Raw genomic sequence first — 12,140 nt, 5'->3', positions numbered from 1 at the left:
AACTTAATGAAATAAATCTGTTTGAGGTGATAATGATGGATATCGATATCCGTAAAGCAGTTCTGGCCAATGTTTCCGGAAACAATAAAGAACAATTGGAAAGTACAATCGTTGATGCGATCCAAAGCGGTGAAGAAAAAATGCTTCCTGGTCTTGGTGTACTGTTTGAAGTGATCTGGAAAGAATCCGACAACCAGAAAAAAGAAGAAATGCTCTCAACCCTTTCCAGCGGTTTGAAATAGTAAAAGTCCCGGGAGACCCTCCCGGGATTTTTACTTTTAATACCCTTGATCCTGACGCTGATGATTGATTTCATTCTTTTTGTAGTAACCATCCACGATATTTTCTACCGAAAAGCCAAGAAGCTGGCCGAGGCCAATGAATTCAGAAAACAATTGGCTAAACAGGGTTTTGTCTTTTTTGCCTTGCAGGCCGCTGATGAGCCGGTAAAGTGATAGGAATTGGCCTGTCAGGTCTTCATTGCTTGCAACTGTATGGATTTCTATATCATCCATCCCCATGTCAAGCCCAACCGACAGGATAAAATGAAGTCCGTCCACATATTCCTCAAGAATGACACTGTCCGATGATGCAGGTTTAACACTCCAGTATTTAAAACAACGGGTTTCATTGGCCAGCTCCCCTAGCTCGACAAGCAGGGCGAGCAGACGCTGATCATAAAGGTCATCGTTATGTAAACCATGCTCTTGTATAATTCGATCATTCAGATGCTTCTGCATTTCAAATAGTTCTTTAAAACCCACGATATCCACTCCTTTCGCTCATTATAACAAACATATGATTTCCTTAAAAACACACCAAAAAACCCCAGGTTGGAGTCCCCTGAGGCTGGATCGCGTTATCATGCACTTTTCGCAGGTGTATTCTCTTTTTTTTCAAAAAAGTCCTCCCATTTGACAATCCATTCTTTCTTTCTCAGGAGATGAAACAGGACGAGCATCATGGCTGCAATTCCGATTCCCCAAACCACAGAGAGATGAAAGATATAATGGCCGAACGTAGAGTACATGAAGGCAAGCGGAACGTTGGATACCACGCTTGCTTTTGTATATTCCTTAAAACTTTTCGTTATCTCCAGGACAAACAGAGAGAGCAGGGAAAAATGGATGAAAGGAATTAGCTTTAAAATTGCGATTTGACCCAATGAGAATGGCATTCGTTTGCCTACGATTTTCCGCTTGATTTTCATGAACCGGTTGAGCGACTTCGGCATTTTTCTCAGCAGTCCGTAGAACAGCAAACTGGACAGGGTAATGCCGATTATCGAATAAAGCGTCCCATAAACCGACCCGAACAAGACCCCGCCTGCCATACAGATCAAACCTACTGGCAGAAAAAGAAACTGCCTCATCATATGGAGCAGAATGAAAAAGACAGGAGCAAAAATACCTGCAAACTTCAAAACTCCAAGGATCTCTGTGAGCTCATGCTGCATGATTCAACCCTCCTTTATCGCCATCTTATGACATAAGACGAGCAGTTATGCTCTTCCTTCTTCCAGATCCATGAATATTTCCATAACTTTTATGACAGGTTAAAGATTAGAAAAGCTGGTTTTCTTTTACAGATAACCATTAGGTTGAGGAGTGGTTTTCATGGATACAGTCGTGTTGGCTCGTGCTTTTTTCGGAACGTCTCTTGCCTTTCATATCATTTTTGCAACGCTTGGTGTTGGTATTCCCCTCATGATCGTCATCGCAGAAATTCTTCATCAAGTAAAAAAAGACAATGATTATGCCATAATGGCTAAACGCTGGACAAAGGCCTTTGCTGTTCTGCTCGGTGTGGCTATCCCTTCAGGAACGATCGTCGGGGTCCAGCTTTCTTTGCTTTGGCCAGGTTTTATGGAGATTGTAGGAAAGGTTATCTCGCTTCCTTTCCAGATTGAACTTTTCGCCTTCTTTATTGAAGCTTTGTTCATGTCCATCTACGTTTACGCAGCAGACAGGCTGCCAAAGTATTTCAGGATCATCTCTGTCATCTTGGTGGCGTTTGGAGCTGTAGCATCCGCCATTCTAATCACCGCTGTCAATACGTGGATGAATACACCTGACGGATTTAAGATTACAAAGGACGGCACTATTTATGATGTCAATCCATGGGATGCCTTTTTCAATCCGAGTTTTCTTTCAACAGCCTTCCATGTATCCGTGACCGCGTATATGACTGGCGGTTTTGCCCTGGCTTCTGTAGGGGCTTATAAGCTTTTAAGAGGGAATCTTACGAAGAAAGAATCTGTCTATCATAAAAAAGGATTTTTAATGGCCATTGTCGTTGGTTTGATTTTTTCATTGATTTCAAGTTTTTCAGGTCATCACTCTGCACAGATCCTGCATGAACACTCACCCGAGAAGCTAGCCGCAGCCGAAGGCTTATTTGAAACCCAGCGATATGCTCCTCTTGCGATCGGAGGTTTCACCGATCCCAAAACAGAAGAAGTGAAATATGGAATTGAGATCCCATGGATGCTCAGCTGGCTCGCTGCCGGCAAGTTTGATACCGAAGTCAAAGGCCTCTATGAATTCCCGCGTGAAACCTGGCCTCCTTTTTATGTGCACACCCTGTTTAATATCATGGTTGGGATTGGGTTTTTCCTGTTGGGACTGGCTGCAGTCGCTTTGTTTTTCTGGTGGTATTACGGCAAAAGAAAACAGAAGCCTTTTCCAAAATGGCTTCTGTTCACCTTAATCTTTTCCGGTCCACTTTCCATGCTTGGCATTGAATTCGGATGGATTTTCAGCTGCAGCGGAAGGCAGCCCTGGACGATTTACAGGGTCCAGACCACAGCAGAAGCAGCTACACAATCAGAAAATCTTGCTCCCTTGTTTCTATTGTTCATCGGTCTCTACCTGCTTCTGAGCGTCCTGACGATCCTGATTCTTACAAGCTATTTTAAAAGGCATCCGGTATCCAAGGACTTTGAAAAATACTCTGGCTATTAAATGACGAAAGAGGGAGCATAATGAACGAAGAAGTTATTGCCATATTGGTCTTATGGACCTTTATCTTCATCTATAGCATTTTTGGATCGATTGATTTCGGGGCAGGATTCTGGGCGATGATCTACAATGACCATCGGACCTTTGCAGGAAAAATTGCCAACCGATTTCTTTCACCGACCTGGGAAATTACAAATGTTTTTCTTGTTCTTCTCGTAGTCGCCTTTGTCGGTTTTTTTTCCGAAAGGCGCCTTTACACTCGGAACCGTGCTGCTGATCCCGATTTCGCTGATCTTGTTTCTGCTTTCCATACGGAGTGCCTTTATGGTTTTTTCTTATTCCGTTCAAGGTTACAGAAAGACGATGTTCTTTATTTCCGGTGTGTGCGGAGTTTTGATACCAGCACTCCTGATCACGGTACTCCCTGTAAGCCAGGGTGGTTTTATTGAAGGTATGAACGGAAAAGATACCCTTCTCCTTGGAAAGCTGTTTACGAGCCCTTCCTTATATATGTACATTTTGTTCGGGCTTACTTCTGAACTGTTCTTGTCATCCTTGTTTCTCGCGGATTACTCAAGGGTCTCTAAACAAGAAGGCGCCTATAGGCTCTACAGAGGGAACGTACTGATTCTTGGCCCCTCCACCCTTCTTGCTGCTGTGATCACACTGCTGGTCATACAGCCTGAGGCCGGGTGGCTGCTCGATAATCTGTATGATCAAAGGATATGGTTCATCCTTTCCACCCTGGCATTCATCGTCGGCTATGCCTCTCTATGGCTCAGTAACAAAGATGGGAAAGCAGCAGGTAAACCCCGTGTGGCTCTGCTCGCAACTGTCGCACAATACGGCTTGGCGAGTTACGGATATGGAATGGCTCACCTGCCTTACATCGTTTATCCGAGCCTGACCATATACGATGCCTTTACAGCGAAAGAAACGTTCTATTCGCTCATGATCATGTATGCTGTTGGTTTAGCGATCCTTACTCCCGGCTTTTATGTGTTTTGGAGGCTCTTCCTTAAGGATAAACGCTATCTGCAGCAGGATTAAGAGTGCAGATTAAATGAAGTACCTGGCAATGATGAAAATGTCGGCAAGCACAAGCAATGGCACTCCGACTTGAAAGCTTGGATGCTTTGTTTTATGCCGAAATTGCACCATCCCTGCCCAAATCCCGCAGGCGCCTCCTATGATCGCAAACAGCCACAGGCGGCGTTCCGGCGTCCGCCACTTCCCTGCCTTGGCCGCTTCCTTATCATGATGCATCAGCCAAAAGGCAATAACGTTAACGAGAATTAAATAAATGTACATCATACAAACTAAAACTCCTTTTATAGAAAAAAGCCATTTCCTTCATGGAAAATGGCTTTTTGGTTCTTAATTTATGCTTTTAGGCTGTCTTTTGCTTTAGAAGCAAGTTCACCGAATGCTTTTTCATCAGAAACAGCGATTTCAGCAAGCATTTTACGGTTGATGTCGATGCCTGCAACTTTTAGGCCATGCATTAAACGGCTGTAAGAAAGACCGTTTGTGCGAGCTGCCGCATTGATACGAGTGATCCAAAGTTTACGGAAATCACGTTTCTTTTGACGGCGGTCACGGTATGCATACATAAGAGATTTGAAAACTTGCTGTTGAGCAACTTTAAATAACTTATGTTTGGATCCGAAATAACCTTTAGCTAACTTTAATACTTTTTTACGACGACGACGTGACACATAGCCACCTTTTACTCTTGGCATTTTAAAACCCTCCTAGATATATACGATCAGTTATTATTATTTTTTCTTGTAAGTTAATAGTGTACGGATACGTTTGTAATCTCCGCTTGTAACAATCTTCGCTTTGCGAAGTTTACGCTTGGCTTTAGTAGATTTGTTAGCGAACATATGGCTTGTAAACGCACGTGCACGCTTAAGTTTACCTGTTCCAGTCTTTCTGAAGCGCTTTGCAGCACCTTTATGTGTTTTCATTTTAGGCATGATTGGATTCCTCCCTGGTAAGTAATTATTTTTCGGTTGTTGGTGCTAAAATGAGGAACATGCTTCGGCCTTCCATTTTTGGTCGAACTTCAACCGTAGCAACGTCTTCACATTCTTTAGCTAATTTTTCAAGCACAGTTTTTCCGATCGAGGAGTGCGTGATGGCACGGCCCCGGAAACGAATGCTTGCTTTCACTTTATCGCCTTTTTCAAGGAACTTGCGGGCATTTTTAAGCTTTGTGTTAAAATCATGCTCCTCAATTGTAGGGCTTAAGCGAATTTCTTTCGTTGTAACAATCTTTTGATTCTTACGTGCTTCTCTGTCTTTTTTCTGCTGCTCAAACTTAAACTTACCATAGTCCATGATACGGCACACTGGCGGTTTAGCGGTTGGTGCAACAAGTACAAGATCAAGATTGGCATTTGCCGCAATATCAAGAGCTTCATGACGTGTTTTAATCCCTAGCTGGCTGCCATCAGCCCCGATAAGTCTTACTTCACGAGCACGTATGCCCTCATTGACAGACATGTCCTTACTAATAGTAAGTCACCTCCAAGAAATTTATGTGAGTCATTAACTCAGCACTTTGTAAACAAATAAAAAAAGCGTCGGCACATACTGCACCCACACGACCTCATCATCATTTCTGAAAGTTCGGTTGACCAGCCAACAGCACAATGCGTTGATCAGGTGAGAAGCGGGTGCTTCTGCTTTTGTTCGAAACTCAACTTATTTAATTACCTAAATTAATATACCATTGACAAGAACCTCTTGTCAACTAATGTTCTTTGTTCTTCACAACAGAATTTATTCTACACGAACTACATATGCAATGCAAGCAGTTATTTTTCAAAAAGGCTCTTCGTAACATTTGTTGCTCTTCAGAGTGGTTGATTTCCGTTCCAGGGTGCTCGCTTTCCGCGGGGCGTGCGCTGAACCCCTCGGCGCTTGCGCCTGCGGGTTTCACCTGTCACGCTCGTCCCGCAGGAGTCTCGCACCTTGCACTCCAATCAACTGATCAATGAAGGCTCTTTACAGAAATGTTCACAAAGCAATAATCTTTTAGAAAACAGCCATTAGAAAAGATCTAAAAAAAGAACCACGGGATCTCCCGCAGTTCTTCTTCAACTTAGCCTCTTTTGTTAACTTGGGCAATAAGGTTTGTCTTGAATTCTTCAAAGGATACAGTTTCTGATTTTTGCTCACCGTATTTACGGACGTTGACAGCTTGATCGGAAATTTCCTGATCACCGAGCACGAGCATGTATGGGATTTTTTGCATTTGCGCTTCACGGATTTTATATCCCAGCTTTTCATCGCGGTTGTCGACTTCGACGCGAATGCCTTCTTCCAGCAGTTCCTCACTAATCTTTCTTGCGTACTCTTCATGAACAGTGGATACAGGAATAATCTGTACCTGTACAGGAGCAAGCCATACCGGGAACGCACCCTTGTATTCTTCGATCAGGAAGGCGACAAAACGTTCCATTGTGGAAACGACTCCGCGGTGGATAACGACCGGACGGTGATCCTTTCCGTCGCTTCCTTTGTACGTTAGGTCAAAGCGTTCAGGCAAGTGGAAATCAAGCTGTACAGTAGACAGCGTCTCTTCTTTTCCGAGCGCAGTCTTCACCTGAACATCAAGCTTTGGCCCGTAGAACGCGGCTTCCCCTTCTGCTTCTACATAATCCAAGTCCATATCTTCCATAGTTTCTTTAAGAAGAGCCTGTGCTTTTTCCCACATCTCATCGTTGTTTACGTATTTTTCTTTGTCCTCAGGATCACGGTAAGAAAGACGGAACCTGTATTCTGTAATGCCAAAGTCTTTGTACACACGCTGGATGAGCTTTACTACGCGGATAAACTCATCTTTTAATTGATCCGGGCGGGCAAAGATATGAGCATCATTCAATGTCATGGAACGGACACGCTGAAGGCCAGCCAATGCTCCTGACATCTCATGGCGATGCATCGTTCCAAGCTCAGCAATACGGATTGGAAGATCTCGGTAGCTGTGCATGCTGTTCTTGAACACCATCATGTGATGCGGACAGTTCATCGGACGAAGAACAAGCTGCTCGTTGTCCATTTCAATCGCAGGATACATATCTTCTTTATAATGATCCCAGTGTCCTGATGTTTTATAGAGCTCTACACTGCCTAGATGAGGAGTGTAGACATGGTCGTAGCCAAGTCTTACTTCTGTGTCGACAATATAACGCTCGATGATACGGCGGATCGTCGCACCCTTTGGAAGCCAGACCGGCAAACCTTGTCCAATCTTTTGGGAAACAGTGAAAAGATCCAGCTCTTTTCCAAGTTTTCGGTGATCTCGCTCTTTCGCCTCTTGAAGGTAGACGAGATGCTGATCCAGCTCTTTCTGGTTAAGAAAAGCTGCTCCATAGATGCGCTGAAGCATCTGGTTATCGCTGTCTCCTCTCCAATAAGCGCCTGAGATGCTCATCAATTTAAAGGACTTGATTTTTCCAGTGGATGGAAGATGCGGCCCGCGGCAAAGGTCAAAAAACTCGCCTTGTTCGTAAATGGTAATAACCGCATCCTCCGGAAGATCACGGATGAGCTCCAATTTTAAATGGTCGTCAATGCCTTCAAAAATCGCGATGGCTTCTTCCCTGGTCACTTCTTTTCGGATGATCGGCAGGTTTTCGCTTACGATCTTTTTCATTTCCTTCTCAATCCTAGGCAAATCTTCCGGTGTTAAAGCTTCTTGAAGATCGATATCATAATAAAAACCGTTCTCGATGACTGGCCCGATGCCGAGTTTGACATCCTTATAGATGCGTTTGATCGCCTGTGCCATCAAATGGGCTGTACTGTGGCGTGTCATTTCGAGTCCTTCAGGTGAATCTTGTGGAACGATCTCAATGGATGCATCCGCCTCGATCGGACGTGTGAAATCGTACAATTCCCCGTTTACTTTACCGGCAACGGACTTTTTCTTCAGGCTGGAGCTGATGGATTCTGCTACTTGTTCTGCAGTGATTCCTTTCGGATACTCACGTATAGAACCATCAGGAAAAGTAAGCTTAATGTCTGTCATTCATAATCTCTCCTTGTTCAAAATAAAATACAAAAAACACCCGTCCACAAAAAGGGACGAGTGTTGTACTCGTGGTTCCACCCTTGTTCCACTGCAGGGTTCTGCAATGGCACTCGGTCAAGATTTAACGGCTTTGGGCCGTCAGCGATTACTCTGCCTTCACCGCTGAAGTTCAAAGGGGGTAAGACATTTTTCCGTGTTAGAATGCTTTCAGCCTCAGGCATCCCTCTCTATAAACCGTAAAAAATATCCGTTGTCCTTATCTTTACTGATTTTGGTATCCAATTTATACAATTATTATATTCATACTATCCTGCAAAATCAAGAGCAATCCTTATCTACCGTCCATCTTTTCGATAAATTTGTTTCTTGAACCATAAAACAGCTGAAGGGGCCTTTTAATCAGTCTCTCCTGGAATACGTTCTGCAATGTATGTATCATGCCGTGATTTTCTTCTTCCAGGTACAAATACAACACTTCCGGAGCTAAACCCATGATCGGACCCAGCACTTTTTCGTCGAGATTAAACTCCTTGGTCAGAACCAATGCTCTTTCATGCATAAGCTGAAGCATTTTTTCACTGTATAGCCGGTATTCCTCATCATACAGCTTAAATTTGCCGTCGAAGGCCACGTGAACCTCGGCTGTGAGAAACGGCTGATCGGCTGCACACTTACGCAATTGATCGATGAAGGACTGGTATTCAAGCTCGAGTTTGTATTCATCGATCGCACATTCGACGTAAATTTGTAGAAGATCAAGGTACTCCCGTAAACGGAACTGTACAAAAGACTCAAATGTAAATGATAGCCCTTCTTCGGTTAAGATTTTTCTCCATGCTTCTTTCACATGATAATCGCACGTATCCAGATCTTTTACCGCCGGCACTTCCTCCCGTTCCTGTTCGATAAATTCCTTGGCGATCGCTGCAATTTCTGCTTGCTCCTGCTTATCCGTGAAATAAAAAAAATGTTCAATAAAAAACAGGATTCGTGATTCCTCCAGTTTTTTACGAGTATAGCAAGCCAGCACCTGAACAATTGAATCCAGATGCTCTGTTGTATTCAATAATAATGAACGGCTTTCGGATTCTAAAAAGGAAGGTTTTATGTTAAGTGATCGAGCCATCTGCTTCAGTTCCTTTTGTAATTGGTTACACTCTTCATGATCTGCAAATATTAGTTCTGCCAACCCTGTCCCTCCCCCAAACACTCGATGTTACACTATATGGGACAACGTCATGAAAAATGAACTCTTTTAAAAGATTAATAAAAAAACAGCAGGTTTCCCTGCTGCCGGTTAATCCAGTGCATATTTGCGTTCAAGAAAGTTTAGCAGTTGTGTCAACGTAAGAGTAAGAATCAGATAAATAAGCGCTACCGTCAAAAAAGGTTCCCAAGGACGATAGTATTCTCCCATCATCGCTCTTCCCCAGTACATCAGTTCTTCAGTCGCAATCACAGCGGCCAGTGAAGAATCTTTAATTAAAACAATGAATTCATTTCCTAAAGGAGGAATCATGCGTTTAGATGCCTGAGGAATGATAATATGCCTCATTGTCTGTCTATGCGTCATCCCCAGCGAACGGGCTGCCTCGGTCTGGCCTTTATCAATAGATTGGATACCCGCCCTAAAGATCTCCGCGATGTAGGCCGCTGCATTTAAGGAGAGAGCCGTAATGGCAGAAACAAGTGCAATAGGAGGCTTCATGAAAAGCGGCATGACCGCAAAGTGAATCAAGAAAAGTTGAACAAGTAGCGGTGTTCCCCGAAAAAAGTTTATATACCAAATGAACGGCTGCCGAATCACCTGGACTGAAGACATTTTTCCGAGTGCGATGAATAGTCCCAAGAGGGTTCCGAAAATAATGCTCGCAATTGAAATTTCGATCGTAACCCATGTTCCTTTAATAAAAAAAGGTAAATATTTCTCTACGAGATCAAATTTATAGAAATCCATGTGTTCCTCCGGTCATTCTGAGTAGGTTTATTTTTTCAGCACATCCAGGTTCGGTTCTACTTTAAACCACTGTTTATAAATTTTGGTGTAGGTTCCATCAGCAATGACCTTCTTCAAAGCTTTGTCAACTTTTGCTTTATCTTTGCTGCCCTTAGGAAAAGCAATACCATAGAATTCAGATTCAAAGTTTGTTTTATCATTTACGACTGAGAGCTTTTTGTCCGGATTGTTTTTTGCATACTCATCTACAACGGTGTTATCAGCAACAACCGCATCCACTTCACCGCTTATTAGTGCCTGAATAGCCAACACATTACTGTCGTATTTTTTGACATTGGTATTTTCTTTCCCAAATTTCTTTTCCAAGGCAGCTTGTCCGGTCGTTCCATTTTGAACACTGACCTTCTTTCCTTTTAAATCATCCACACTTTTTATCGGTGACCCTTCTTTTGTAAGAATCTTATTAATGGACTCAAAATATGGAGATGAGAAGTCATATGATTTTTTTCGATCATCATTAATGGTTATAGCTGAAATACCAGCCTGGACCTGTTCGCTTTGTAAAGAGGTAAACAGAGGATCCCATCCTGTGTTTTTCAACTTATAATCCAGCTTTGCTTCCTTCATAACGGCTTTGAGCAAATCAACATCAAAACCGACAATCTTCCCATCTTTTAAATACTCAAATGGAGCATATGCAGCGTCTGTTCCTACAACCAATTTCTCAGACGGGCTTCCTGACGTGGATTTCCCTCCACATGCTGCCAATGTCAGCAAACTCCCAAGCAATAATAACAACACTACTTTTTTCATCTTTGTCCCCCTTAAATTATGTAATCCTCTTTATTATAACAAAATTATCAAAAATGAGAATATTCCAATAATTAATTGCGCAAAAAAACCCAGCACTCTACAAGAAAGGCCGGGATTCTATGTTTTTCTATCAGTTCTGCATGACAAAGTCTTTTTCTGCGGTTTCTTCTTCGTCGAACACACGCAGCGTTTCGTATTTGGTGTTGCGCTGTGCCGGGATTTTACCCGCTTCCCGTATGAGGCGCAGTGTCAGATTCGTATTGACTTTATGGGTCGTTCCGGCAGCTGAGACCACGTTCTCTTCCATCATCGTGCTTCCGAAGTCGTTGCAGCCGTAATGAAGAGACTTTTTGCCAACCTCAGGTCCCATCGTCACCCAGGAAGACTGGAAGTTTGAAATGTTATCCAAGAAGAGGCGTGAGATTGCCACATTTTTAAGATATTCTCTTGGCGTTGTTTTCTCACCCTTTAAGTTCGTGTTATCTGGCTGGAACGTCCATGAGATAAAGGCTAAGAAACAGTTGGTCTCATCTTGAGCATCACGGACACGCTGAAGATGCAATGCTCTCTCTTCAAAGGTCTCGCCGAAACCGATAACCATGGTAGCCGTGGAATGAAGACCGACTTTCTTCGCCGTTTTCATGCAGTCGATCCACTCTGTCCATGATCCTTTTAAGCGGCTGATTTTTTTCCTCGTACGGTCATCAAGGATCTCGGCTCCGCCGCCAGGCAGTGAGTCAAGTCCTGCATCCTTCAGCTCTTTTAGGACTTCTTCCAGTGAGAGGCCTGAAACTTCGACCATCTTCCAGATCTCAGCGGGAGAGAAGGAGTGCATCGTAATATCAAAGCGCTTTTTAATATTGCGGAGCAGATCAGTGTAATAAGAGAACGGCAGATTCGGGTTTGTTCCACCCTGCATCAAGATCTCTGTTCCGCCTACATCGATCGTTTCCTGGATTTTTTGGAAGATCACTTCATCATCCAGCACATAACCTTCCTTGCTTCCAGGCGGACGGTAGAATGCACAGAAACGGCAGTATGTATCACAAAAATTGGTATAGTTCACGTTTCGCCCGATAACAAAAGTAGTAATCGGTTCTGGATGCCACCGCTTCATGATGATGTCGGCCGCCTCACCCATTTTTTCAACTTCATCACTCTCATACAGAGCAACAGCATCCTTAACGGTCAATCGTGTACCATCAAGGGCTTTCTGCAAAATCGCATCAATGCTCATCTATATTACCTCCAGTTACGGACATCTTATGTATCATTCTATTATCCTATCACATTTTAAAAAATTTTGCGAAATGAATACAGCTGCAGGAATGCAATGATAAAAGAGAAAGACAAACCGAGCAAG

The 12,140-nt window shown here is 43.3% G+C and carries 13 protein-coding genes, 1 pseudogene and 2 other annotated features; of the genes and pseudogenes, 3 read left to right on the top strand and 11 right to left on the bottom strand.

Annotated features, from left to right (window positions below; genetic code table 11):
* Window positions 1-35 precede the first annotated feature (35 nt).
* Entirely contained in the window at window positions 36-242 is a 207-nt protein-coding gene (sspI, locus tag OKX00_RS07770; protein ID WP_053357619.1) for a small acid-soluble spore protein SspI, read from the top strand.
* A 36-nt stretch (window positions 243-278) separates the two neighbouring features.
* On the opposite strand, the gene OKX00_RS07765 is transcribed toward sspI, so the two are convergent.
* Both OKX00_RS07765 and OKX00_RS07760 read right to left on the bottom strand, forming a co-directional pair.
* Window positions 279-764, bottom strand: coding sequence for a dUTP diphosphatase (locus tag OKX00_RS07765; RefSeq protein ID WP_265410016.1), 486 nt, complete (start codon window positions 762-764; stop codon window positions 279-281).
* Between the two features lie 98 nt (window positions 765-862).
* Window positions 863-1,456 carry a TVP38/TMEM64 family protein gene (locus OKX00_RS07760; RefSeq protein WP_265410015.1) on the bottom strand — a complete coding sequence of 198 codons (594 nt, stop codon included), beginning with the start codon at window positions 1,454-1,456 and terminating at the stop codon, window positions 863-865.
* 160 nt (window positions 1,457-1,616) lie between these two features.
* On the opposite strand from OKX00_RS07760, the gene OKX00_RS07755 reads away from it, so the two are divergent.
* Window positions 1,617-2,963 (top strand): cytochrome ubiquinol oxidase subunit I, encoded by a 1,347-nt coding sequence (locus OKX00_RS07755; RefSeq protein ID WP_053357617.1) that lies wholly within the window; start codon window positions 1,617-1,619, stop codon window positions 2,961-2,963.
* 20 nt (window positions 2,964-2,983) lie between these two features.
* Window positions 2,984-4,010: pseudogene (locus OKX00_RS07750) on the top strand (cytochrome d ubiquinol oxidase subunit II).
* Window positions 4,011-4,019: 9 nt separating this feature from the next.
* Here the strand turns inward: OKX00_RS07750 and OKX00_RS07745 are convergent.
* The 9 genes from OKX00_RS07745 to mqnC all read right to left on the bottom strand — a co-directional run bounded on the left by OKX00_RS07745 (window position 4,020) and on the right by mqnC (window position 12,014).
* Window positions 4,020-4,274 carry a DUF1294 domain-containing protein gene (locus tag OKX00_RS07745; protein ID WP_265410014.1) on the bottom strand — a complete coding sequence of 85 codons (255 nt, stop codon included), beginning with the start codon at window positions 4,272-4,274 and terminating at the stop codon, window positions 4,020-4,022.
* Window positions 4,275-4,342: 68 nt separating this feature from the next.
* Window positions 4,343-4,702: a 50S ribosomal protein L20 gene (gene rplT, locus OKX00_RS07740; RefSeq protein ID WP_053357614.1), complete on the bottom strand. Its 360-nt coding sequence runs from the start codon at window positions 4,700-4,702 to the stop codon at window positions 4,343-4,345.
* A 36-nt stretch (window positions 4,703-4,738) separates the two neighbouring features.
* Complete coding sequence (gene rpmI / locus OKX00_RS07735) at window positions 4,739-4,942, bottom strand: 50S ribosomal protein L35 (RefSeq protein WP_053357613.1); 204 nt, start codon at window positions 4,940-4,942, stop codon at window positions 4,739-4,741.
* A 25-nt stretch (window positions 4,943-4,967) separates the two neighbouring features.
* Window positions 4,968-5,471, bottom strand: coding sequence for a translation initiation factor IF-3 (infC, locus tag OKX00_RS07730; RefSeq protein WP_053357612.1), 504 nt, complete (start codon window positions 5,469-5,471; stop codon window positions 4,968-4,970).
* Window positions 5,472-5,536: 65 nt separating this feature from the next.
* Window positions 5,537-5,662 (bottom strand) — a sequence feature (ribosomal protein L20 leader region).
* Between the two features lie 410 nt (window positions 5,663-6,072).
* Window positions 6,073-8,004: a threonine--tRNA ligase gene (gene thrS, locus OKX00_RS07725; RefSeq protein ID WP_265410013.1), complete on the bottom strand. Its 1,932-nt coding sequence runs from the start codon at window positions 8,002-8,004 to the stop codon at window positions 6,073-6,075.
* Window positions 8,005-8,053: 49 nt separating this feature from the next.
* Window positions 8,054-8,279, bottom strand: a binding site (T-box leader).
* Between the two features lie 59 nt (window positions 8,280-8,338).
* On the bottom strand, window positions 8,339-9,196 hold the full coding sequence (gene ytxC / locus OKX00_RS07720) for a sporulation protein YtxC (protein ID WP_265410012.1): 858 nt from the start codon (window positions 9,194-9,196) through the stop codon (window positions 8,339-8,341).
* Between the two features lie 108 nt (window positions 9,197-9,304).
* Window positions 9,305-9,964: an amino acid ABC transporter permease gene (locus tag OKX00_RS07715; RefSeq protein WP_265410011.1), complete on the bottom strand. Its 660-nt coding sequence runs from the start codon at window positions 9,962-9,964 to the stop codon at window positions 9,305-9,307.
* 27 nt (window positions 9,965-9,991) lie between these two features.
* A complete protein-coding gene (locus tag OKX00_RS07710; protein ID WP_053357608.1) occupies window positions 9,992-10,777 on the bottom strand; it encodes a basic amino acid ABC transporter substrate-binding protein in 786 nt (261 codons plus the stop codon).
* Window positions 10,778-10,907: 130 nt separating this feature from the next.
* Window positions 10,908-12,014 carry a cyclic dehypoxanthinyl futalosine synthase gene (gene mqnC / locus OKX00_RS07705; RefSeq protein ID WP_265410010.1) on the bottom strand — a complete coding sequence of 369 codons (1,107 nt, stop codon included), beginning with the start codon at window positions 12,012-12,014 and terminating at the stop codon, window positions 10,908-10,910.
* Window positions 12,015-12,140: the final 126 nt, after the last annotated feature.

Source organism: Fictibacillus sp. KU28468, from assembly GCF_026153615.1.
GTDB lineage: Bacteria > Bacillota > Bacilli > Bacillales > Fictibacillaceae > Fictibacillus_C > Fictibacillus_C marinisediminis.
Note: the sequence above shows the minus strand (reverse complement) of the source record. Positions and strands in the feature narration are given on the sequence as shown.